Source organism: Acetobacterium sp. K1/6 (assembly GCF_034438075.1).
Taxonomy (GTDB): Bacteria; Bacillota; Clostridia; order Eubacteriales; family Eubacteriaceae; genus Acetobacterium; species Acetobacterium carbinolicum.
In genome coordinates this window covers 76,470-98,939 of the sequence record NZ_JAXQGA010000005.1, presented here as the reverse complement: position 1 = coordinate 98,939, position 22,470 = coordinate 76,470, and the positions used below count along the sequence as shown (strand labels likewise).

General features: G+C 43.5%; 22 protein-coding genes. 9 read left to right on the top strand and 13 right to left on the bottom strand.

The window, feature by feature from the left end:
* Positions 1–24 precede the first annotated feature (24 nt).
* A complete protein-coding gene (locus U2P91_RS05965) occupies positions 25–1,587 on the top strand; it encodes a Na+/H+ antiporter NhaC family protein (RefSeq protein WP_111886870.1) in 1,563 nt (520 codons plus the stop codon).
* A gap of 58 nt (positions 1,588–1,645) precedes the next feature.
* Here U2P91_RS05965 and U2P91_RS05960 read toward each other — a convergent pair whose 3' ends face one another.
* From U2P91_RS05960 to U2P91_RS05940, 5 genes are all read right to left on the bottom strand, one after another.
* Positions 1,646–2,449 carry an SAM-dependent methyltransferase gene (locus U2P91_RS05960; RefSeq protein WP_111886869.1) on the bottom strand — a complete coding sequence of 268 codons (804 nt, stop codon included), beginning with the start codon at positions 2,447–2,449 and terminating at the stop codon, positions 1,646–1,648.
* A gap of 6 nt (positions 2,450–2,455) precedes the next feature.
* Positions 2,456–3,187, bottom strand: a complete 732-nt coding sequence (locus tag U2P91_RS05955; RefSeq protein ID WP_322519267.1) for a protein kinase family protein — start codon at positions 3,185–3,187, stop codon at positions 2,456–2,458.
* Positions 3,168–3,872 carry an ABC transporter ATP-binding protein gene (locus U2P91_RS05950; protein WP_111886867.1) on the bottom strand — a complete coding sequence of 235 codons (705 nt, stop codon included), beginning with the start codon at positions 3,870–3,872 and terminating at the stop codon, positions 3,168–3,170. The genes U2P91_RS05955 and U2P91_RS05950 overlap by 20 nt, the downstream gene beginning before the upstream one ends.
* A gap of 133 nt (positions 3,873–4,005) precedes the next feature.
* Positions 4,006–4,188 (bottom strand): transcriptional regulator, encoded by a 183-nt coding sequence (locus tag U2P91_RS05945; RefSeq protein ID WP_111886866.1) that lies wholly within the window; start codon positions 4,186–4,188, stop codon positions 4,006–4,008.
* A gap of 108 nt (positions 4,189–4,296) precedes the next feature.
* Positions 4,297–5,550: an MFS transporter gene (locus tag U2P91_RS05940; protein ID WP_242988581.1), complete on the bottom strand. Its 1,254-nt coding sequence runs from the start codon at positions 5,548–5,550 to the stop codon at positions 4,297–4,299.
* Between the two features lie 181 nt (positions 5,551–5,731).
* Between U2P91_RS05940 and U2P91_RS05935 the strand changes: the two genes are divergently transcribed.
* Positions 5,732–6,628 (top strand): DUF445 domain-containing protein, encoded by an 897-nt coding sequence (locus tag U2P91_RS05935; protein ID WP_111886864.1) that lies wholly within the window; start codon positions 5,732–5,734, stop codon positions 6,626–6,628.
* Between the two features lie 33 nt (positions 6,629–6,661).
* Positions 6,662–7,684 carry a branched-chain amino acid aminotransferase gene (locus U2P91_RS05930; protein ID WP_111886863.1) on the top strand — a complete coding sequence of 341 codons (1,023 nt, stop codon included), beginning with the start codon at positions 6,662–6,664 and terminating at the stop codon, positions 7,682–7,684.
* Between the two features lie 62 nt (positions 7,685–7,746).
* Here U2P91_RS05930 and U2P91_RS05925 read toward each other — a convergent pair whose 3' ends face one another.
* Complete coding sequence (locus U2P91_RS05925) at positions 7,747–8,337, bottom strand: flavin reductase family protein (RefSeq protein WP_111886862.1); 591 nt, start codon at positions 8,335–8,337, stop codon at positions 7,747–7,749.
* A 191-nt stretch (positions 8,338–8,528) separates the two neighbouring features.
* Here U2P91_RS05925 and U2P91_RS05920 point away from each other — a divergent pair, with 191 nt between their 5' ends.
* The gene (locus tag U2P91_RS05920; RefSeq protein WP_026393241.1) at positions 8,529–8,711 is read left to right on the top strand and encodes a hypothetical protein; all 183 of its coding nucleotides are present in this window, start codon (positions 8,529–8,531) and stop codon (positions 8,709–8,711) included.
* A gap of 200 nt (positions 8,712–8,911) precedes the next feature.
* Here U2P91_RS05920 and U2P91_RS05915 read toward each other — a convergent pair whose 3' ends face one another.
* Entirely contained in the window at positions 8,912–9,838 is a 927-nt protein-coding gene (locus tag U2P91_RS05915) for a DMT family transporter (RefSeq protein WP_111886861.1), read from the bottom strand.
* A 111-nt stretch (positions 9,839–9,949) separates the two neighbouring features.
* On the opposite strand from U2P91_RS05915, the gene U2P91_RS05910 reads away from it, so the two are divergent.
* On the top strand, positions 9,950–11,404 hold the full coding sequence (locus U2P91_RS05910) for a PLP-dependent aminotransferase family protein (protein WP_111886860.1): 1,455 nt from the start codon (positions 9,950–9,952) through the stop codon (positions 11,402–11,404).
* Between the two features lie 125 nt (positions 11,405–11,529).
* Here the strand turns inward: U2P91_RS05910 and budA are convergent, their stop codons facing one another.
* Positions 11,530–12,330, bottom strand: coding sequence for an acetolactate decarboxylase (gene budA, locus U2P91_RS05905; protein ID WP_111886859.1), 801 nt, complete (start codon positions 12,328–12,330; stop codon positions 11,530–11,532).
* An 82-nt stretch (positions 12,331–12,412) separates the two neighbouring features.
* On the bottom strand, positions 12,413–13,141 hold the full coding sequence (gene yqeC / locus U2P91_RS05900; protein WP_162624389.1) for a selenium cofactor biosynthesis protein YqeC: 729 nt from the start codon (positions 13,139–13,141) through the stop codon (positions 12,413–12,415).
* 281 nt (positions 13,142–13,422) lie between these two features.
* On the opposite strand from yqeC, the gene U2P91_RS05895 reads away from it, so the two are divergent.
* Positions 13,423–14,904, top strand: a complete 1,482-nt coding sequence (locus U2P91_RS05895) for a carbon starvation protein A (protein ID WP_111886857.1) — start codon at positions 13,423–13,425, stop codon at positions 14,902–14,904.
* Positions 14,905–15,033: 129 nt separating this feature from the next.
* On the opposite strand, the gene U2P91_RS05890 is transcribed toward U2P91_RS05895, so the two are convergent.
* The 3 genes from U2P91_RS05890 to U2P91_RS05880 form a co-directional block, all read right to left on the bottom strand.
* A complete protein-coding gene (locus U2P91_RS05890; RefSeq protein WP_111886856.1) occupies positions 15,034–16,326 on the bottom strand; it encodes a diguanylate cyclase in 1,293 nt (430 codons plus the stop codon).
* Between the two features lie 112 nt (positions 16,327–16,438).
* A complete protein-coding gene (locus U2P91_RS05885) occupies positions 16,439–16,657 on the bottom strand; it encodes a hypothetical protein (protein ID WP_111886855.1) in 219 nt (72 codons plus the stop codon).
* 104 nt (positions 16,658–16,761) lie between these two features.
* The gene (locus U2P91_RS05880; RefSeq protein ID WP_111886854.1) at positions 16,762–17,280 is read right to left on the bottom strand and encodes a V4R domain-containing protein; all 519 of its coding nucleotides are present in this window, start codon (positions 17,278–17,280) and stop codon (positions 16,762–16,764) included.
* Between the two features lie 268 nt (positions 17,281–17,548).
* On the opposite strand from U2P91_RS05880, the gene U2P91_RS05875 reads away from it, so the two are divergent.
* From U2P91_RS05875 to U2P91_RS05865, 3 genes are all read left to right on the top strand, one after another.
* Complete coding sequence (locus U2P91_RS05875; RefSeq protein WP_322519266.1) at positions 17,549–17,998, top strand: MarR family winged helix-turn-helix transcriptional regulator; 450 nt, start codon at positions 17,549–17,551, stop codon at positions 17,996–17,998.
* An 81-nt stretch (positions 17,999–18,079) separates the two neighbouring features.
* On the top strand, positions 18,080–19,453 hold the full coding sequence (locus tag U2P91_RS05870; protein WP_111886852.1) for an MATE family efflux transporter: 1,374 nt from the start codon (positions 18,080–18,082) through the stop codon (positions 19,451–19,453).
* Between the two features lie 137 nt (positions 19,454–19,590).
* Entirely contained in the window at positions 19,591–20,793 is a 1,203-nt protein-coding gene (locus U2P91_RS05865; RefSeq protein ID WP_111886851.1) for an acetate/propionate family kinase, read from the top strand.
* A gap of 40 nt (positions 20,794–20,833) precedes the next feature.
* Here the strand turns inward: U2P91_RS05865 and U2P91_RS05860 are convergent, their stop codons facing one another.
* Positions 20,834–22,435 carry a dicarboxylate/amino acid:cation symporter gene (locus tag U2P91_RS05860; protein WP_111886850.1) on the bottom strand — a complete coding sequence of 534 codons (1,602 nt, stop codon included), beginning with the start codon at positions 22,433–22,435 and terminating at the stop codon, positions 20,834–20,836.
* Positions 22,436–22,470: the final 35 nt, after the last annotated feature.

Here is a 22,470-nt window from a genome sequence, read left to right as displayed (position 1 = left end):
CTTATTCGTGAAAGGAGAAACGAATTGTTAGAAACAGTAGATGTGGGCATTTTATCCATCATTCCTCCAATCATTGCCATTGTCCTGGCGTTGATTACTAAAGAAGTCATCTCTGCTCTGCTTATCGGAATCTTATCTGGAACTCTGATCTATGTTGTCAGTAGTGGTGGGGGTCTTGTTGAAATGGGAACGGTTGCCTTTGGTTTAATGGCCGAAACCGTGGGTGATCCAGGTAAATTCAACATTATCCTATTTTTGGGGCTGCTGGGCGCCCTGGTTTATGTGGTGACCATCGCCGGAGGATCAAGAGCCTATGGCAATTGGGCCACAACTAAGCTTAAATCGAGACGCAGTGCCCAGCTGGCCACCAGTGCCTTAGGGGTCATTATATTTGTCGATGATTACTTTAATTGTCTGACTGTAGGTACCGTAATGAAACCGGTCACCGATAAATACCAGATTCCTCGGGCCAAACTCGCTTATATCATCGATTCCACTGCGGCTCCAATTTGTATCATTGCCCCGATTTCTAGTTGGGCAGCGGCAGTCGGATCGACTCTTTATGAAACTGGGGCCTTTCAGAATGAACTGAGCGCTTTTATGTCGACGATTCCTTATAATCTCTATGCTCTTTTAAGTATTTTGATGGTCATCATTCTTTCGATAACCAACCTGGATTTCGGACCGATGGCCCGAGTTGAAAAGCAGGCGCTTGAAACCGGAGACCTGGGAGCTCTGGATACTGAGCTGGAAGAAAAAGTTCTAATGGATGGTAAGGGTACGATCTGGGACCTGATTATTCCGATTGGCGCCCTGATAATCTTTTCAGTTCTATCGATGCTTCAGAACGGTGGCTACTGGTCCGGCGAAGGTTTAACATTGTCCGCCGCCTTTGGCAATTGTGATGCTTCTGCCGCACTGGTAATGGGCGCTTTTTGGGCGCTAGTGGTGACCTTCTTACTCTTTATTCCCCGTAAACTTATCGATTTTAAAACCTTTATGGGTGGTATCGGTGAAGGGATTAAAACCATGGTGCCCGCCTATATCATTCTGACTTTGGCCTGGACTATCGGTGCTCTGTGTCAGGATCTGCTGGGAACCGGCCTCTTTATTGGGGAACTGGTCAAAGCAAGCAATATCCCGGTGGGGTTGATCCCGGCCATGATTTTTCTGGTGTCAGCATTGCTGTCCTTTTCCATTGGCACCGCCTGGGGCACCTTCGGTATCTTTATACCCATCGTGGTTATGATTTCTCAATATACCTCACCGGAATTGATGGTCGTAACCTTGTCGGCAACTCTTGCCGGCTCAGTATTTGGCGACCATTGTTCGCCCATTTCGGATACCACCATTTTATCTTCAACGGGAGCTGGTTGCGACCATATTCAGCATGTATCAACTCAGATGCTTTATGCTATCGTGGTGGCCGCTTGCAGCTTTGTTGGTTATCTGGTTGCCGGTTTAACTTACGGAAATCTTATATTAACCTGGATAACTTCGATTGGACTTCTGATTGTGTCGCTAATAGTATTCCATCGTATATCCAAATCCAGAATCAATCGGCTAAATTACTCTACCCCAGATTAATCCTGGTAACTTCAAATGTCCGTCATTCTACAAATAAGCATGGCGGGCATTTTTTTATTCAGAATTTTTTCCAGATTAGGACGCCTTTTCGTTGCTGTAATGATTCCGTAATCATATCCTTTTCAGCGATTTTCTCCAGGTATTGATGGATCCGGCTGATTTGCTCCGGGCTTTCCAACACTGACAGTTCTCGCGTATAAATCTCCTTGGCTTTTTCTAAAGAAAAGAACCGTTTATGAATGCCAGTTTCGTAAGTCAGTTCCGGAAAAATGCCCTTCGTCCATAAAATGTTAAAAATATAGTTCAGCTTATTAAACTGACGAAGATAGTTTTGATCGGCTAACGTGTATAGTTTTTCTTTCAGGTTGCTGTGTCGTTCCACAAATGCGGACAAATAGCAATAGCCTCGGGAGCAATCCATCAGTTTATAAAGATGAGCCGGCCCATGAATGGCCGGGGACATACTCGCTACAACCAGATCAAAGGGTTTCATGCATTGAAAGCTATCCCAATCCGAATGAACAAATTCCGTGTTTTTCAGGCCTGCAGCGGTGGCATTTTCGTTGGCAAAGTGTAGCATATTTTCAGAGAAATCCAGACCAACTACTTTTTTTGTCTTTTTCGCTAGTTCAACCGCCAAATGTCCTGATCCACAGCCAATATCCAATACCGTTGATTCACTATTGATAATACCCTTATCAATCAATGTCTGAACCTTCTTTTTTCGATTTAACTGAGCCTCCTCGGTCGATAACGAAAGGTTGTATTCTTCTGCCCGAATGTCCCACAATTCCACCGATGGCTCTTTTTTCTGGTTATCGGATAACCAGAGTTCCTCAAAGTATTCTAACTTTAAATGCATCCTGTATCACTCTCCTTTATTTATCCAGACACGCCCAAAATCTTCCTTTAACACCTGAAAATCCTGATAGGGCTTTTCAATGCAGAGCAAACGTTTGATGACACGTTGTTGTTCTTTGTCTAAATTTAACTGGGAAATGGAAAAGCCACTAGCTCCGACGCTCATTTCGTCACAGTTTGATGCCAACCGCAGAAAAACATCACCGATTCCCCAGAAATCAGGATTAAAGCGGCGGCGAAATTTGGGATCACAACTGGCCGAGCCAAAATCAATGAGTGACAGCAGATCACCAGTCCATAAAAGATTATCGGTTTTGATGTCCCGATGAGTGATATGCAGCCCCGACAGATAATCCATCACAGCAATTAATTGCTCCATGATCGCTGTAATTTCTTTTTTGTTAAAAATGTAATCCCACTCTAATAGGTCTTCGAGTGACTGTCCTGGCATTTTTTCCATCACCAGTCCATAGAAACCATCCCGATCAAGAAGTTGATTCAATTTGGGAATAGCCGGATGGTCAATTTTTTTCAGAAATTTGCTTTCTCGGGCCAGTTTTTCTTTACGGCGCTTGACATCATTGGGATTAAAGATTTTTAAAACATAGTGCTTTGTATCTCGGGACATCAGATAGCAGCTACCAAACCGTCCCTGCCCCAGAGTCTTTATCAGCACAAAACCATCAAGAGCAAGCGTTCTCCTGAGCGTTTCGAGACGGTTACCACTCAATCTCGTCAACCGATAAGGGTTTCTCATTGAGATAACTTTTCTGAACCTGACCATTTTTCATAATAATGACCTTGTCGGCCATGGGAGTAATGGCCTGATTGTGGGTGATCAGAATTACTGTCATATTTTCTTTGCGGCTGGTTTCCTGGAGTAGTTTTAAAATATTTTTCCCCGTATTATAATCCAAAGCTCCGGTGGGTTCGTCACAAAGCAGAAGCTTCGGTCGCTTAGCCAACGCTCTGGCAATAGCCACTCGCTGCTGCTCGCCTCCGGAAAGCTGTGATGGAAAGTTTCCCAGCCGTTCTTCCAATCCAACACTCTTTAATACGGTTTCTGCGTCCATCGGATCATGACAGATTTGGGTCGCCAACTCGACATTTTCAACGGCAGTCAGATTTTGAATAAGATTATAAAACTGAAAAACAAAACCAGTGTCATAACGTCGATATTCCGCCAGCTCCCGGCGATTCAAGGTTGCCACATCTTTTTCACCGACAATGACCTGGCCCTCATCGCAGTTATCCATCCCACCCAAAATATTAAGGACAGTCGTTTTTCCGGCCCCACTGGGGCCTACTACCACCGCAAATTCGCCTTCGTCAATAAAAAAATCGATCCCATTGGCGGCATTGATGGTCACTTCCCCCATATGATAGCGCTTATGGACATCTTTAAATTCAATAAAATGTTTCATCTTTTCCAGTCCTTCTTTTATTAGTGCCGGAGGCTCTCCCCCAGCAATTTTTTTTCATACTAACAGTATATCGAATAGAACCCATAAAAGCCATATTACCTCGAAAAAAAAGAAAGGTTTCCCTTTCTTTCGGTTATTTTTTGGCTGGTTCCCATTTGCATCGCACCGGGGATACAATGGCTTCTTCTTTTTTTAGCAGTTTAAAGGCTTTGTCAACTTCTTTTCGATCGACTTTCAAGGCTTTTTCAACTTCTCCCGCTGTCATCGGTGATCCATGCTGCTCCATAAAAGCTAAAATTTTATCCTTCAGTTCCATAAAATAGCCCTCCAAATTTACTCATCTTTATTTACTTATCTTTTGACAAATTATAGCAAAACTTTCTTAATTCGGTTTTAATTGCCCCCCAAAATTTATTGAATCATCTTAATTTTCGACAATTGCAATAATTGCAGCCTGGTTCAGTTTTTTACTTTGAATCCCTAAAATATGATTCAACACCAAAGCGATGGCTGCGAAACCAATAATGACGATAAATGTTGAACTGTAACTACCGCCTGAGCTTTGCAGTAGATAGCTAGATATCATTGGTCCAATAATTGCTGCTGGTACCAATAAAAAGTTGGACAAGCTAAAATTCAAGGGATAATTTTTTGAACCAAAGCTTGAATTAATAACAACCGAGGATAAAGCGGGCACACCACCATAGGTGACTCCCACCGATAAAAGACCGATGAAGATGAAGATGACGTTATTCATTGTTGCTCCAAACAATAAAAAAACACCAGCAACCAGTAAGAGAATGGTATTGGTTGCCATAGCTTTCCCTCTGCCAACTTTATCAAACAAGCTGCCTATGACAACCCGGCCGCCGCCATTAAAAACAGAAACCAGCAAACCCAATTGGGCCGGCGCCCCAAAGGCCATCGCGATAGTTGCCGCACTGCCAATAATTAGCAATCCTGATGCGGTAATCATGATTCCCCAGAAAAAGTATGTCCAGAAAACGCCGGTCTTTAACATTTCCCCAGCCGAATACTCTTTCTTCTGACTTGCTTCACCCTGAGCAGTGGCCGCTTTTTTCGCAGCCATTTCAGGTTTCTTAATAAAGAACGATCCTAAAGCCATGACTATCGCTCCCATGATCGCCAGATAGAAGAAAGTTTCCAATACGCCAACACTCCCGACTAACGAGCTGATCAGAGTACCGAGAATCAGCCCCCCCAGACCAAAACCCATTAATAAAATTCCTGAAGCTAAACCGGCTTTCTCAGAAAACCAGGGCACTACAGCACTGATAATTGAATTGTATCCCATACCGACGCCGGTTCCGCAAAGCACACCATAAAAAACATACAAAAGGATTAAACTTTGACCCGGTTGGGTCGGATCAATTTTCGAAACACCAAAAAAACCAATAAATAGCATCGCCGCTACCATTAACACAATGGTTTGGCTTTTAATGAATCGGGTTAATTGACCACTAACAAAACCGCCAATACAAAAAAAGATAATTGAAATGGTGAAATTAAGTGATAAGTCCGTAACTGTCCAACTTTCAAAGACCTTGTTCAGTGGTGCTCTAAAAATTGACCAGGCATACAGTAATCCCAGAAACATTAGCATAATGGTCGCTACCGCCAGATAAATCCAGCGTTTTAAATTCTCATTTTTCATCATTTTCCTCTTCTTCCTAAAATTTCCTTGCTTTATTGTATCAGCTAGCTAAAGTAAACACAATAATAAAAACCAGTAATCGCTATAACGATTACTGGTTTTTATCATTCTACTGGACAGCTTGTTTTAAAAAGATTAAAATATACAAATAGCTACTAACCAGAAGTTTCAACAGGAGGAAACCATGAATTTATCATTTTTTATTGGACCGATACTGGGAGGCATTATCGGACTGATTACCAACGGCATCGCCATACGGATGCTTTTTCGCCCATTAGAAGCCATCAAGGTTTTCGGGCTGACCTTACCCTTTACCCCGGGTTTAATTCCCAAAGAAAAACCTAGAATCGCCAAATCATTGGGGAATGTGGTTGCCAACAACCTACTAAATGAGAACGTGATAAAAAACGGCTTATTGTCCAAAGAAGTGGATGATAAGATTGCTAATGCCGTCAATGGACTGATCGCTAAAAAAAGCACCAGCGAAGAAACCCTACGGGAGCTGTTTTACTCGTTTTCCGGCGATCAGCGTGGTGAGCAAATTATCACTGAGGTCAGCACGAAAATTGTCGATTTTTCTTACGAGCGAATGGTAAAAATGGAGTTGGGACCGCTATTATCTGAAATAGCAGTCACTGAAATTGTCAGCAATCTACAGGGCTCAATGTTTGCCATGTTGATCAATGGAAACTTGATCAGTTCTGCCAAGGTCAAAATGTCTGAAATTATTGAACGAATGGTGGTCGAAAAAGGAGAGGGCATCCTGGGTAATATCATTGAAAAAGAAGGTAATAATCTTTTAGGCAAGCGACTATGTGATCTTTATAACGAATATGAAGACCGCATTCCGGAATTTGTCACCTGGATTATATCGAGCTATCATCAGCTAATTGAAAAAAACATTGGCAGTCTAATTAATGCCCTAAACTTATCAAAACTGGTCGAAGATCAGATAAACGGCTATGATGTCCTGACTTTTGAAAAAATGATCCTGGAAATCATGCACAAAGAACTAAGCGCAATTGTCTGGTTGGGTGGATTATTGGGCTGCATTATGGGACTGGTGATGTCCTTTGTTTAGGGCCTCAGAACAAATATTTAAAAAGGAGTTAAAATGACTAAAAAAGCAGCAATTAATTGGGATCAATTGGGATTTGACTATATAAAAACAGATTATCGATATCTGTCTTTCTGGAAAGATGATCAATGGGATGGCGGAACTCTGACCGAGGACAATGTCCTGCACCTGGGCGAAGCTGCCCCCTGTTTGCACTACGGGCAGCAATGCTTTGAAGGACTGAAAGCCTATCGGACGAAAAACGGGGACATCCAGTTATTCAGGATTGACCAGAATGCCCGGCGACTACAGGATTCCTGCGATCGGCTATTAATGCCAACAATTTCTGAAGAAACGTTTATCAAAGCATGTGTGGATGTAGTCAAGGCCAATGAAGCCTATATTCCGCCTTACGGCACCGGCGGTTCGCTATATATCCGTCCGATGATGATTGGGGTAGGCAACAGCGTGGCGGTCAAACCGGCCAATGAATATATCTTCACAGTTTTTTGTATGCCGGTGGGTGCTTATTTCAAGGGTGGCCTAACGCCGGTTAATTTTATGGTCTCCGACTATGATCGGGCTGCCAGTAACGGCACCGGCCAACAAAAGGTTGGTGGCAACTATGCGGCCTCGATGCTGGCTCACCAAATTGCCGTTGAAAAAGGCTATGCGGATTGCATTTATCTGGATCCCACTACCCACACCAAAATTGAAGAAGTCGGAGCCGCCAATTTCTTTGGCATCACCAAAGACAACCGTTTTGTCACCCCCGCTTCCCCCTCCATCTTACCCAGCATCACCAAATATTCCCTGCTTTATCTGGCTGAACATGTTTTGGGAATGGCAGTCTCGGAAGAAGATGTTTTTATTGATGAGCTTGATCAGTTTACCGAAGCTGGCGCCTGTGGTACCGCAGCCGTGATAACCCCCATCGGCGGTATTTTTCATCACAACCGGCTACACATTTTTTACAGCGAATCCGAAGTGGGCCCAGTAACCAAAAAACTCTACGATACCCTCACCGCCATCCAACTCGGCGATCTGGCCGGTCCGGAAGGCTGGATTACCAAGCTATAACTGTCTTGTCATTAATTATTTCCAAAAGAAAAACGATGGATTTATTCCCCATCGTTTTTGCTTTATTTTTGCTGAACAGGCCGTTTCTTCTTTTTCTTTTTGCGGATCGAATACCCGAAGCTGCCAACCTTCTCTCCCAGCCCAAAGTATTCGCCATGAACGTAGGCTAATAGATTGGCTTGATCCAAATGAAGTTTACCGTTGGCGTCAATTAGAGTGTCAGCCACATGAACTGCTAGAATCTCGGCCATAAACAGATCATGAGTACCCAGTGGGATAATTTCTTTGACCCGACATTCCATACTCAAGGGACTGGCTACCAGCATCGGACACTTCACCATATCACCGGGAACTGACGCCAGCGCCAGCAATTCGAATTTATTCATCTCCCGGCCAGAGCGCACCCCACAGAAATCGACTGCTTTCACCAGCTCCACTGTGGACAGATTGATAGTGAACTCCCGGGTTTTTGTGATAATCTCGTAGGATAAACGGCTGGGCCGTAGTGAAATATAAGTCATTGGCGGTTTGGTATTGAGAATCCCAGTCCATCCCACGGTTAAGATATTTGCTAACGCGTCCTCGCCACAAGTTACCAGGACTGGAGGAACCGGTGCCAGCAACACGGATCCTGGCCATTTTGTTTTACTCATTGCGTTTTCTCCTTTGTTTGCGATAAAACCATTATATCAGTTATGCGATGATAATTACAGAAAATCGTCACCAACTTGGCCATCACTACCGTTAAAAAAATTCAATTAGATGATTTAAACACAATTTTTCTTGCAATTTTTGAGATAAGCCGATAGTATTATAGTTAGAATAGACAGTGGACAGGAGAACTATGAAAACAGAATTATTATTTCTAATTAAGCGCCTATGTGATCTTGAAGAAGAATTCATGGAGCTGACTGAAGAAGAAAAAGAAATTGTCGTAACCACCGCCGAAAGTATGACCGGGAGTCTGGTCTTTTTATTGGAAGCGCTTGAAGATTACTCCATGAGCGGTTTTTATGACGAAGATTGAAGCCAATTGAAAAAAACAAATAAGGAGGTAGTTCGATGAAAGTAGCCGCTTTTGTATCCAGCATGGTTGCCCTTTTACTGGGAGCCGCAGCCCTGACCTTAAGCATTATTGCCGTTTCAAAAACTGCCCGTTAGTGGCAAAAGAGCAACGCTTCTCAGTGTTGCTCTTTTTTTATCATTCTATTTCGATACTTTTAGTCTTTATTTTTTTATCTTTTTGCAATTAATTTCTGTATGAATGACTGGAGACTTTTTTGTTGCAATGAGAATGCCGCACACAATCAGACTCATCCCCAGCAAATGACTGAGCTGTATTTTTTCATTAAGCAGGATAGCGGCCAAGATAATACTACTGACCGGAACTACACTGGTGAAGATGGCCGCGTTACTGGCCGTTACCTTTTCAATCCCTTGAAACCACAGGACATAAGAAATAAATGAAACAAAGACACCATAATAACAAATACACAAAATAGTTTGTAGCGACATTTTTGCAAATGGAAAGTCCCAGGCATCATGAATCGCAAAGGGTAATAAGCAGATAAATGCCATCGCCGCCACAAGTGTCGTCCGGTACACCGGGGACATTCGGATGCACTTTATTTTACTGAGCACCGAAAATAATCCTTCGCCAATCACTGCGATCAAAATCAGAAAATTCCCCAATACCGAACTGTCAAGAGCCCCTTCTTTAAAATACGTGTAAAGATTGATGCATAACAAACCGACAATGACCAAAGCCAGCCCGATCGCGTTGTTTTTTGAGATGGTCTCTTTTAGTAAAAAGAATGCCAGAATCACAACAATGGCTGGTCCCGAGCTTGAAATCAAGCCGCTGTTGGCGGCGGATGTCAGCTGCAATCCCCAGAAAATGAAGACCCGGTAGAGGACAATCCCAGCCAGAGCCTGACCCAACAGAACGCCAACAGTTTTTATATCCAACTGATGGTGCTCTTTTTTGATAACAAAGGTGACGATCAACAAAAAAATCAAACCAATCAGGATCCCCAATTCAGTGGCCAAGAATACCGGAACACTTGTCACCATCATTTTACTTACCACAACCGCGCTGCCGGCGATAAACATCGCCAATGTTAAATCCATATAGGCTCTAAGTTTTTTCCGCATAATAACCCTCTTTTCTAATCGATATACTTATGATAAAATCTTACCTGATAGATGTGGTTTGTAAAGAACCACTTAAACGTTTTTTTTGCAAACCACTTTAGGAGGAGCACGATGTGGATTAATATCGACAAAAATAGTAACACGCCCTTGATACGGCAGCTCTATAATCAGATCAAACACCTGATTTTAGACGGCCAGCTTGCCGCAGATGAGAAGCTGCCATCAACCAGAAAACTGGCCATGAATCTGGGGATATCCCGAAGTACCGTTCTGGATGCCTACAATCAATTGATTGCCGAGGGCTACTTACAAGGAAATCATGGCTCCGGTACGGTGGTCTCCGGCGGTATTGATATTTTTTTTATCCCTCTTAAAAAGCCTGATAAAAAACATGATTTATCCGTTACACTAAAAAAAGAACCAGAAACCATGGTCATTGATTTCCAGTCCGGCGTTATTGATTCGTCACTGTTCCCATTGCGACAGTGGAAGAAAGCCTACCAGCGCAGCTTTGATCAGATATCCGAAACGGCTTTTTATTATCATCCCTGTGCTGGTGTGCTTAAATTGCGCCGGACGATTGCCGATTATTTGCTGCGAACCCGAGGACTCCATTGTCAACCGGACAACATTGTGATTGTTTCTGGTGCAACACAGGGCCTTGCGCTGATATCAGCTTTATTTCATGATCAGCAGCAATCTGTACTGATTGAAGACCCTACCCATCCCGGATTGCGAAAAATTATTGAGCGCTCAAAACTAAGTCTAATTGGAATTCCGGTCGATGACCGTGGCATGGTGACAGATTTAATCACCCCTTTTTTATCCCCAGCTTTTATCTATACGACCCCCTCCCATCAATACCCTCTCGGTGGCATCCTCCCGATCCAACGCCGTCAGAAACTTATCCAGTATGCCATTGCACATGATGCTTATCTGCTTGAAGATGACTATGACAGCGAGTTCCGCTTTGAAGGACAACCGGTGTCATCACTCTATGAGCTAAATCCTGACCGGGTTATCTATCTTGGGACCTTGAGTAAAATCCTCACCCCGGCCATTCGTCTGGGTTATCTTATTCTCCCGGATAAACTCATTGAACCCTATCTGGAACTAAAAAAATATTCAGATGTCCATAGTGAAGCCTTTACCCAATACGCTTTGTCCGAGTTTATTGAAAATGGCGAGCTGGAAAAGCATATCTGGAAGATGAAAAAAATCTATACAAAAAAAAGACAGCACCTGATTGCTGAACTATCCCGCTGCTATCCTAATGATTTCGAAATAAAAGGTCATGCCGCTGGTCTTCACATGGTCGTTCATTTTAACGGTGTTGTTTTTGATGACACGCTGATCAATCACATCAATTCTCAGCAAGTCCGGGTCTATCCGATTGCAAACTATGTTTTTGGAAATAAGGCGGCCTACACCAGCGATATCCTTCTCGGTTATGCGCATTTAAGCTTTGCCGAAATCTCCATGGGCATCACCCGGCTCTGTTGTGCACTTTTGAATCTCGAACACAAAAAAGACACTCCCATGAGTGTCGAATCAAATAAAAAATAACCCAGTACCGGAAATTGTTACATCATGTTGTGACCAAGGGGTCAGACCCTACGCATCGGGGCGGACAACAGATTAACAATTAATCGGTACGGTAATTTAACCTTAACAAATTCATTGGAAACTGGTTATTTTTCCACCGCATCGATGGCAGATTCCGCATCGTCAACAGTTCCTTCTGGACTGGTTGGAGACAGCGTCATGAAAAAACCGTCGGTCTGATCCATAAAGGCCTTGGCGCTGTCGAAGCTGACATCCAGCAGATGCCCGCCTTTGCTGCGGTCATCAGAAATAAAATGAAAATGATAGCCTTTCACATTTAAGTCGCCGATGTCTTCCGGGCACCACAAGCCCACCAGGGTTCCGGAAATCTTTTGATAGTCAAAGATGGATTGATTTTTCACAGCCTCGGAAAGAACCGAATAAGGTTTTTGCTGACTGGGAACCGAACGGGCTTTAACGGTGTTGAAGGTGCCATCAATCCGGAACACATAAAAGGACGCCGGATCGGTCATCAGTTTGTCCAGTTCCTGTTCGAGGGCGTCCAGACTGGCGGTTTTTTCTAATGATTTAGTCACATCCTCATTAAAATAAGTGACGGCGGCAAAGGGGGTCGTATCGGTATCCGGGACTTCCACCACTTCGCCGCTGGCTTTGACCTTGTAGATTGTGTTCTCAATCATCACCAGCTCGCCGTCTAAGGCATCAAAGGTACCAATTCCGACATCTCCATGCTGCTTCAATTCGCCAAAGCTCATAAAACCATCGTAATTCCCGGCCAGCAGGGAATTAATGGTTGATGCCTGGAAGAGGGTTTCCTCTTTTGAAGCGACAGCGTCACTACTAGTGCTAGTGGTTGTCCCGGCACAGCCCCCCAGCGTAACCACGCAGAGTACCGATAAAACAATTGCGGTAAATTTTATTTTCATATTAGCTCCTTCATTTATTTAATTTCTGCCACGGGCTTCGCCGCCGGTTTGTTGGCGCGACAACAAAGTTTTTGCTCGATGTTTATTTAGCTTGCTCAATCCAACCCTCTTTGAGGGAACCCAGCAGACAATAGTCAAACAAGCTTGCCCCGATTTTTGCGATGATCTGGGCATTTTTCAGGTTTTCTCCTTCAGCTTTGTTGATAAAAAGAATCCGGGTAGCATTTTTATCCAGGGTATTGTTTAGTTTATTGTGAATAAAATTCTCAAGCGTCTGCTGTAAAACGTCTTCATCAAAAATAATTTGATCATTTCCAAACAATTCTGATCGATGAAAGGTCGCTTCGTCAATTTTTTTAAATAGAATCTCGGCTCCCATGACGTGAATCAGCTTGGTAGTAATTTTCGGAATTGATGGCTCGTAGTCGTTATAGAATTTATAAGGCTTTCGTTTTGACCCGTCTCCTTCGTTAATGATAACTAACGGCACGATCGCCTCTTTTAAAGTGATCAGCTCTGTTTCGGAAAAGCCTGAAATTTTCTGTCCATTCACCCTTTCTTTGCCAATAATCCATTCCCGTTTAGGGTCTTTCGCGATTGCTTCAATCACCTCCGCCAGTTTTTCGCGGATCAGACACTGTTGCTCGGGCACATCGGCAATACAAATTTTTGCGGTTGTCGTCATCACATGGTGTACCTCTCTGGCAGCTAGTTCTTTGCTGATTTCAAACATCAGCGAGGTTTTCCCGCCACCTCCAGTAATTGTAATCACATCATTCTCGGTAATGTTTAAATTGCCGATAAGTTCCATCACTATTCTCCATTCCATTATGTATCGATATTTAAAAAGACCACAAGTTTTGTAATCAATTTCCCGGTATCGTTTCAGATAGTTAAATTTTACACTGCAATTTTCTTAGGCGCAATGATAATTATCAGTTATTACTCCATCTTAATAGTTATGAACTCAAAAATAATCGGGGCTTCCGGATCTGCATTGACACCTGTTTTAAGCAATGATAAAATCAATCAGCGATTGTGATCAAGGCTTTTTTGTCTTATAAAAGCACGATCCACCACAAAGGAGGCATAATGATTACATTTATTATCGGACTATTTATTCTAATTCTGGGCGGTTTTTTCTACGGCAAGCTAATAGATCGGGTATTTGCCCCAGATGATCGGGCAACCCCAGCCATTAGTCAGGCCGATGGCGTCGATTTTGTCGTTATGCCCAAATGGAAAAACCAGTTAATCGAGTTGCTGAATATTGCCGGTACCGGGCCGGTACTGGGACCAATTCAGGGAATTCTATTTGGTCCGCTGGCGTTTATTACCATCCCAATCGGCTGCGTGCTAGCCGGCGCGGCTCATGATTATCTTAACGGAATGATCTCGATCCGAAACGGTGGTGCTCAAATGCCCCGGATGATTGGCCAGTATCTGGGTACCAAGATTAAGCGCTTTTATACCCTGGTGTTATGGTTACTGCTTTTTCTAGTCGGCGACGTTTTTATCTATACTCCTGGCGATCTGATTACCAAAGATATCCTAAAGCAAGATGCCAGCCCCCAGAGCTTAACCGTCTGGATCGTTTATGGTGGTATCTTCGTGTATTATATAATTGCTGCTTTTTTCCCGATCGATAAGATAATCGGCCGGGTCTATCCGATTTTTGGTGCCTTTTTAATTCTCTCAGCAATTGGAATTTTTATCGGGGTTTTAAAAAATGGTGGGGTTAATCTCGTAAACCTGTCCTGGGAAACATTACCCCAGCACCCCCTCGGTCAGAAATTTGTTCCGGTCTTCTTTATCACGGTCGCCTGCGGGATCCTTTCCGGTTTCCATGGTACGCAATCGACCCTTATTTCGCGGACGATGAGCAAAGAAAAAGAGGGTCGCGGGACCTTTTACAATATGATGATTGTGGAAGGATTTATCGCCATGTGCTGGGCAGCCGGAGCGATGATTCTCTTTAATCAGGGTGTCGATTTAACTACCGGAGCGACCGCCATGGTCAGCCTGATCTCGCAACAATTTTTGGGACCGATCGGTGCCTATTTTGCTATCCTTGGGGTCATTGTATTGCCAATTACTTCCGGGGATACCGCTTTTCGTTCATTGCGGCTGATGATGGCAGAAACCTTCAACATCGATCAGACCAACCTTAAAAAACGCTTACTAACCACCCAGATCATCTTTATCCCTGCAATCGTCATTCTCGTGTTTGCCAAAACCGCTCCCAATGGTTTTAACCTGCTCTGGCAGTATTTTGGTTTTACCAATCAGTTTGTGGCCATTTTCGCATTGGCGATGGCAGCAGTCTATTTGATGAGCAAGCAAAAATTTGTCTGGATTGCCCTGATCCCGGGAATGTTTTACACCTTTATCGTGATCAGTTATATTTGTCATGCCCCCATCGGTCTGGGTCTTGAACCCCGACTTGGCCCTATTATTGGCATTGACCCCAACAGTTATATCCTTTCCTATGCAATTGGTGCCGCTGCTGCCATCTTCTATATGGTGTTTGTCTTAAAACAGGGCCGGCGGGATCCTAACACTCCTCAACTTTAATAGCTGATTAAATTTTTAAAAACCCTATTTCGACAAAATCCCATCATCATCGATTTTGATAGTGATGGGATTTTTTATTTATTTGCTGAATAATCCAATTCCTGAAGTTTGACATACCAGATAACCTAGCTACATCACTTCAACCCGATTACGACCGTTTTCCTTAGCCTGATATAAGGCCGTATCAGCCTGGGAAACAATCGTTTCCGGAGAACTGTCCGTTTTAAACGCCGAAACTCCGAGACTGATCGTTACCTGACCAGCCGTTGTAAAGGGATACTTCTCAACCGCTTTACGCAAATGCTCAGCCAACACCACGGCCTCAGTGACATGCGTATCCGGCAGAATGATTAGAAACTCTTCACCACCCCAACGCCCCACTACATCCCGGTTGCGGACATTTTCATTTAGGACTGCTACCAATTCAATCAGGACCCGGTCCCCGACCTGATGACCATAGGTATCATTGACCAGCTTGAAATGATCAACATCCAAGATGATAATGGCAAACGGCGATAAGCTGGTTTTTGACCATTCAAATTGTTGTTCCAGGGTTTCATCCAGTTTTAAGCGATTAAAACTTTGTGTCAGCTTATCAGTGATGGACAGTCGCCGGATTTCTTTTTCCATCAGCTTCCTTTCACTAATATCCCGACTTACCCCTAACATACCAATAAATCGACCATCTTCATTGTAGATACCAGATACCGTAGCCTCAGTCCAAACCGTTGAACCATCTTTACAAGGTTGTTCCAGCTCTCCCCGAAACACTTGAAAAGGCAGGTTCTTCTCAACAGACTCAACCGCTCTCGCCAGACCCTCATGCATCTGAATCAGAGATCCCGGGCACAGGACTTCTTCTTGAGACTGGGTCATGACCTCTTCAACCGTGTACCCTCGGAGCTTTTCCACTGATGGGCTAATATAAGTGAAACGCCCTTCCAGATCCATGGTCCAGATAACATCCGCGGCATTGTCAGCCAGCAGTCGATGGCGTTCTTCACTCTGCTGCAGTTTTGCTTCTATTGCTTTGAGCTCAGTAATATCACGGATCACGCTGAGGGTATGGGGAATACTATCAATGAAAATTTTTTTTGATGATATCAGGCCAATATGTTCTTCATTGTCTTTTCCATAAAAAGAGAACTCCAGATTTTCAACAAAACCATCCGTTTCAAGTTTCTTTATGAAGGATTCACGTTGACTATGATCACTATAAAGATCACAGATATTAAATGAACCGACTGTTAAATCTTCATCGGTAAATTTAGTGGCTTCCATAAAGGCGTGGTTATATGCCATCAAAGTGCCATCGTCGATTTTTGTAATTATGGTTGCATCCGGGATCGCCTGAAATACCATTTCAAAATGGGAGCGCGCTTCTTCCAATTCACGGATAGAAGACTCCAGTTTTTCTGCCATTCTGTTGAAGGCATCCGAAAAGTCGCCTAGAAAATGAACCCGCTGAGAAAAATCCCCCGAGGCAATCGTTTTTGTTATCCAGGTCAGGTTCCGTAGGGAGGCCTGCAGATTTTTAATTGCCCCCCACTACATATCCCTTACCTTTTATATCATGTGACAGATTCCCGTTTCCCAATTCTGCCGATGCGGCTCTGATTGTTTTAATGGTTTGATCAACCTCTAAGAAGGTATCATCACTACAGATATTTTCAGGAGGAACCGCTTCGACCCGAAGGTCATTAAGCGCGGCTTTAAAGTACTCTAAAATTGAGCTTGCGTCTTTACTGATCATATCTGTTTTGTTAGCTCCCTTCTGTTAAGGCTGTCAGGTTATTGGATTTTTTAAATGTCAAACAATTATTGTCGAGCAGCCATAAATTCGGGTTTATTTCCCCACTATTGATTGACTGCTCTGGCACTAAAACGGCAGGTTCGATCCCCGGTACACCAGCAATCAATCTCTTTGACAATGAAGGGTTTGCCAGAATAATTTTCCAGCAGGGCCGAAATAAAACCTTCATCATAGGTGCAAATTTCATAACCTTGCTCAGGCAATCCGGAACAATCCAGATCTTCGGAAACTGTCAAAATTAATTCACCTTTTTCCATATCCGCTTGTTCGACTCGGAGAATGCCCATGCCGAGCTCTCTCAGAACCGCTTTTAATTGATTGACAAAATTATTGAGATCATCGGTTTTCGTAATCATATGCTGATAGAATGCGCTTCCTGCCAGCTGTCCGGCTTCATAAAATATTTTATCAGTTTCTTCTTTGCCAACATGTTTTTCGATGATATCTCTGAATGTGAATTGCATCAGTCGATATACCTCAATCCGGGTGGTGTTGCCCAAGTTCGGACGTCCTTTTTCAATATCACCCAGCAGATCCCAAGAAAACGCGTATTTTCTTTCCATTGATAATTCCCTCTCACTCCTGGTACTTGTTTGCATAATTTATTTTTTCGCCAAAGATATGTAATTTTATTGTTTTATTTTACCACGTCGACCCGGGGGATTGTCAAGCTGGTTTAATTGGCATAACCGCGATATTATCAACGAAGTATTTTTTATCTTAAAGATAATATAGACCGTAATATTTCTGAAAACGATTCTTACAAAAGTTGACTTGACAATTAAAAATTCTTTAGATAAAATAGATAGCATGCTAAGTATTGGAGAAATGATGAGACGAGAAACCTTTAATTTTGGACGATCAGTGAAACAATTGAGCAACATTATGGAAATGCGATTCAATCAATCTTTGAAGCAATGGGATCTGACCTCATCCCAGTTTTCCGTAGTTATGTACCTGCTGCACAATCAGGATCAGGAAATTAACCAGAAGATGATCGAAGAAGCCTTCCTTCTTAAAGGACCCACGGTTACTGGCATTGTTAAGCGACTGGTTGAAAAAGATTTCATCCTGAGACGACTAGATCCCCAGGATCGACGAATTAATTATCTGGAGCTGACCAAAAAAGGACAAGCTTTGGAGCCACTGGTGTGTAAAGAAATCACCCGCCTGGAAACCGATACCCTCAGGGGGATTTCCGCCGAGCATTTAGACCTGCTGGAAGAGCTCCTGATTCAGGTCCTAAAAAACATCACCACCCCCACTGCTGATCAGGACTAAAGTCAAATTAACGACCTGACACACAAGCACTAAAATTTACGGTGATCTAGATCACTGTGATTCAACGAAAGGAATTATTTTATGAAGAACGATTTATTTGAAAAGTACCCTATTCCTAAAGCGGTATTAACACTAGCCATACCCACCATGCTGAGTATGCTGGTGACTATTATCTACAACATGGCTGACACTTTTTTTGTAGGACAAACCGGAGATGCCAATCAAGTTGCAGCTGTCTCTCTGACCATGCCAATTTTTTTCTTGCTGATGGCCTTTGGTAATATTTTTGGCATCGGTGGTGGATCCTATATCTCCCGACTTTTGGGAGAACGTAAAATTAGTGATATTAAACACACTTCTGCCTTTAGTTTTTACGGTTCAATTACCCTGGGTTTAATTGGAATGGCAGCTTTCCTTTTGTTTATGGATCCCGTTCTTAGAATTGCTGGCGCGAGCGATAACACCATTGGCTTTGCCAAAGGATATCTGACAATTATCGCCTATGGAGCAGTTGCCATCTGTCTGCAGAATTCTCTGGCCCAGATTGTCCGTTCGGTCGGCGCGGCCAAAGAGTCAATGATTGGGATGATGATCGGGACCGTCATTAATATCATTCTGGATCCGATTATGATTTTATCTCTGAATATGGGCGTTGTCGGGGCTGCCTGGGCGACAATAATTGGAAATGCCTGCGCGGTTATTTATTTTATTTATTATATCTTTAAACATAGTGATGTATTGTCTATAGCTCCTGGTGATTTCCGAATGGAAGGTGCCATCGCCAAAAACACCTTTGCCATTGGACTTCCAGCCTCGATCAATAATATTCTGATGAGTTTTTCGATGATGATTCTGAATAATTTTGCATCATCTTATGGAGATATTGTCATTGCCGCTTTTGGCGTTTCCAGCCGGGTCTTTTCGATCGTGGTCATGTTGGCGCTGGGTCTTGCCATGGGTATACAACCCTTTATCGGCTATAATTATGCTCAACAAAATTACAAACGAATGAACGATGCGATTAAATTTGCTGCGGTTATTGGGATGATCATGGGAGCTGTGGTCATGGTCGTCACGATGATTTTCAATACTGAAATAGTTTCTTTTTTCATCAATGATCCGGCCGTTGTTGAAATCGGAGCTTATATCCTGGTGATCCAAATGCTGGTCAGTCCCTTTCTTGGCCTCCAGTTTATTGTCACCACGGTATATCAGTCGCTGGGTAAAGCCATACCTTCCCTAATTCTGACAGTTAGCCGACAGGGATTGGCGTTTATCCCGATTCTAATTATCGGATCGGCTCTATTTCAACTCCAGGGCGTCATCTGGGCCCAACCTCTGGCAGACGTCTTTTCGATTATCCTGGCGGTTTCCATGTACATCGTCACCTACCGAAAACTACAAGCCAGTAAAAAAGAACCCGTCACCCTGGCTATGGAAGACGGACTGGTCTGAAAATAACACAAAAGCATCCTTATAACACGGGATGCTTTTTTTATTATTTTTAACCATTTTTTTAGCAAAAAATGAGTGGATTAACATCACTAATTGGGGTATAACAGCTGTATAAAATATATAAGGGGGTTATACCCATGATTATTCTTGTATTGAATTGTGGAAGTTCTTCGGTGAAATTTCAGATTTGTCGAATGCCAGAATATCAGGTTCTGGTTAAAGGGTCCATCAGCAAGATCGGCTACTCTGATGCAGCATTCAAATTACAAATCAAAGATCATGTCCAAATCCTGGAAACATTACCTATTTACGATCACAAAAGCGGTATCAATCTAATTCTAAGCACCTTAACAATCAGGGAAAAGTCATTAGGATTTGTTCTCACTGATCTCGCTGCCATCGGTCATCGGATAGTTCAGGGCGGTGAACAATGCAACGATTCCCTTCTCATTACGCCAGCCATCATTGATTATATCGAAAGCATTAAAGAACTGGCGCCGCTACACAACCCCCATCACCTGGCTGGTATTGATGCCTGTGCCAAACTGCTGCCCGACATTCCCCAAATCGCAGCTTTTGATAATGGTTTTCACATGACCCTGCCCCGCCATGCCTATTTGTACGCCCTACCTCTGGAGCTCACTGAAAAACATAAAATTCGGCGCTATGGGTTTCATGGGATCGCTTTTCGGAGCATGGTTGCCCAGGCGCAAAAATTTCTGCCAAATGGTTATGAAGCCTATCGAATTGTCAACATGATGCTAGGCAGCGGAACCACCGCCAATGCGGTTTACTATGGAAAATCAATCGATGTGAGTACTGGCTTCACACCGCAGGAAGGCTTGATCCAATCTACCCGAGCAGGCGATATGGATGCTGCCGCATTACTTTATTTGATGAAGAAGGAGAATCTGACCTTGAGTGATGCCGACACCCTGATTAACAAAAAGAGCGGCTGGCTGGGCTTATCCGGGATGGGAAATGATATGCGCGAAATATATGAGGCCTCTTTAAATGGAAACCAGCGGGCCATCGATACCATTGCCACTGTCTGTCACCGCTTCCGAAAATATATTGGGGCGTATGCGGCTGAAATGGGCGGTCTCGATCTGCTGCTCTTTTCTGGTGGCGTCGGGGAAAATGCCTGGTATATCCGGGAAGCCGTCTGCACTGGGCTTGAATTTATGGGGATCGCGTTGGACCCACAAAAAAATCGGGATCTATCGGGTGAAGGGGTGATTAGTACGACAGATACTGCCGTTCAGATCCTGGTAGTCAGTGCCAACGAAGAACAGATTATTGCCGAGGACACCTTTGACATCCTCGGCCATAGTGATTAATTGACTAAATAACTGGCGAGTATGAACCTTTATCGGATACTCATGGTTTTTTTGTCTCACTGGCTCGCAGCCGATGTTCGGTGTGAACCATCCCGATATTGGTGGTCATGACGTTACCAGTAGTGGCCGGGTAGTCCATAAAGATGGCAATGGTCACGGCCAGGGCCAATCCTTCCAGTGGAATCCCCAGTAGATTGAACACAATCGTAAAGAGAAAGGCGCCCATACCCGGAGATGGCGGAACTGCTACTGAAAGAATCATGCACAAAATCACCACCGGAATCATATCTGGTAATGAAAAAGCGATGCCATAAATATTCCCTACAAATAAAGAAGTAAGCAACAGCATTGGAATGGCATCCTGCTTATTAAACAGGACTCCCACCGGAATGGAAAAATGCACCACGTAATCCCGGATTTTTTGTTTATTCAGCGCTGTAGAGGTATGGCTTACAAATGTGGCACTAGAACTTGCGGTCGATAAGGCAATCAGCAAAAATGGCGCAGTCGATTTCAAATAAGCCAGAGGACTGGTTTTTTCATAAAAAGCCAGGCTCAATAGCATGGCCAAATCGATAAACAGGTAGGTACCGAGAATCAGAGCAATCAGCCGAAAAGCCCCCAGCAAAGCAGCGCCTTCTCCAGAGATCATCATGTTCAGGATGCTGATAAAGACCACTCCGGGCATCAGTGCGCAGACTGCATCCAAAATGGTTGAGAAAATCAGATTGGCTTCAGTAATAATCCGGGTGATGGAGGGAAACCGTCCTTTTAAGGTCAGCATGACAATACCGCTAATAATGGCCAGAAAGATAATCTGCAGAGTATTACCGTCGAGAAAGGGCGAAATGATATTGGCGGGAATAATTCCAAAGACCATCGTCCCAATCTGATTCCACAGCTCATTCTGACCACCCTGAGCAGTGGACCCTGTCCCGCCCAGCAAAAATATCTGAGCCATAACCAGAGAAACTGCTGAAGCCAGTAGAATAACTGCCATCGACCAGGTTAGCAATAGCCGGAAAATGCGTTTCATTTGGGCCAGATTATCCATATTAAAGATGCTACCGATAGCTGAGAAGAACAACACCGGAATGACAATGGCGTTAAGAAAACCAAAAAAGGTACTGCTGATTGGAGTCAGAATGTCGCTACCGATCTGTTTGCCCAGATCCGGTGTTACCGCTTGAAGAATAAGCCCCGTAAAAATAGCACTTACCAGGGCAATCGCGGTGGTTAACGCCGGGTTTAGCGGTTTTTGCTTAAGTGTATAGGAGACGTTATTGCAGCCTTTTTCATACGAGTAGGTCACTGCTGACAGGCCGATTAAAATATTTTGTCCGATACGGTTGTATTCAGCTTCCTCATCTACTGATGTTTCTGGTAAGGTCAGCGGGTTTTCCGGATCTCCCCAGTAGTTTAGTGCCAGGGTGATGGTTCTGAATCGTTTCTGAATTGACAATTCAAAACGGGCATTGTCCTGAGCCTTCTCCGCCCAATAAACAATGGCTTCTTCTACAAAGAGCTGGGCTTTCATATTGTCAGTTTTAGGACATTTGTATTTTTGAAGCATTTCCGAAACAAAGGCATTCGCTTGATTAAGGCTCGACAGACGCAGTGGTAATATCTTTTTTATTTCCATGGTTCCCCCTTGTGTTATGTATCTTATGACTGCAG

What these genes read in the sequence shown, in the direction of transcription:
- U2P91_RS05960 (WP_111886869.1), bottom strand. Translation starts at nt 2,449, where the DNA reads ATGCATTTAAAGTTAGAATACTTTGAGGAACTCTGGTTATCCGATAAC.
- U2P91_RS05950 (WP_111886867.1), bottom strand. Translation starts at nt 3,872, where the DNA reads ATGAAACATTTTATTGAATTTAAAGATGTCCATAAGCGCTATCATATG.
- U2P91_RS05945 (WP_111886866.1), bottom strand. Translation starts at nt 4,188, where the DNA reads ATGGAACTGAAGGATAAAATTTTAGCTTTTATGGAGCAGCATGGATCA.
- U2P91_RS05940 (WP_242988581.1), bottom strand. Translation starts at nt 5,550, where the DNA reads ATGATGAAAAATGAGAATTTAAAACGCTGGATTTATCTGGCGGTAGCG.
- U2P91_RS05935 (WP_111886864.1), top strand. Translation starts at nt 5,732, where the DNA reads ATGAATTTATCATTTTTTATTGGACCGATACTGGGAGGCATTATCGGA.
- U2P91_RS05930 (WP_111886863.1), top strand. Translation starts at nt 6,662, where the DNA reads ATGACTAAAAAAGCAGCAATTAATTGGGATCAATTGGGATTTGACTAT.
- U2P91_RS05925 (WP_111886862.1), bottom strand. Translation starts at nt 8,337, where the DNA reads ATGAGTAAAACAAAATGGCCAGGATCCGTGTTGCTGGCACCGGTTCCT.
- U2P91_RS05920 (WP_026393241.1), top strand. Translation starts at nt 8,529, where the DNA reads ATGAAAACAGAATTATTATTTCTAATTAAGCGCCTATGTGATCTTGAA.
- U2P91_RS05915 (WP_111886861.1), bottom strand. Translation starts at nt 9,838, where the DNA reads ATGCGGAAAAAACTTAGAGCCTATATGGATTTAACATTGGCGATGTTT.
- U2P91_RS05910 (WP_111886860.1), top strand. Translation starts at nt 9,950, where the DNA reads ATGTGGATTAATATCGACAAAAATAGTAACACGCCCTTGATACGGCAG.
- budA (WP_111886859.1), bottom strand. Translation starts at nt 12,330, where the DNA reads ATGAAAATAAAATTTACCGCAATTGTTTTATCGGTACTCTGCGTGGTT.
- yqeC (WP_162624389.1), bottom strand. Translation starts at nt 13,141, where the DNA reads ATGGAACTTATCGGCAATTTAAACATTACCGAGAATGATGTGATTACA.
- U2P91_RS05895 (WP_111886857.1), top strand. Translation starts at nt 13,423, where the DNA reads ATGATTACATTTATTATCGGACTATTTATTCTAATTCTGGGCGGTTTT.
- U2P91_RS05890 (WP_111886856.1), bottom strand. Translation starts at nt 16,326, where the DNA reads ATGGCAGAAAAACTGGAGTCTTCTATCCGTGAATTGGAAGAAGCGCGC.
- U2P91_RS05885 (WP_111886855.1), bottom strand. Translation starts at nt 16,657, where the DNA reads ATGATCAGTAAAGACGCAAGCTCAATTTTAGAGTACTTTAAAGCCGCG.
- U2P91_RS05880 (WP_111886854.1), bottom strand. Translation starts at nt 17,280, where the DNA reads ATGGAAAGAAAATACGCGTTTTCTTGGGATCTGCTGGGTGATATTGAA.
- U2P91_RS05875 (WP_322519266.1), top strand. Translation starts at nt 17,549, where the DNA reads ATGAGACGAGAAACCTTTAATTTTGGACGATCAGTGAAACAATTGAGC.
- U2P91_RS05870 (WP_111886852.1), top strand. Translation starts at nt 18,080, where the DNA reads ATGAAGAACGATTTATTTGAAAAGTACCCTATTCCTAAAGCGGTATTA.
- U2P91_RS05865 (WP_111886851.1), top strand. Translation starts at nt 19,591, where the DNA reads ATGATTATTCTTGTATTGAATTGTGGAAGTTCTTCGGTGAAATTTCAG.
- U2P91_RS05860 (WP_111886850.1), bottom strand. Translation starts at nt 22,435, where the DNA reads ATGGAAATAAAAAAGATATTACCACTGCGTCTGTCGAGCCTTAATCAA.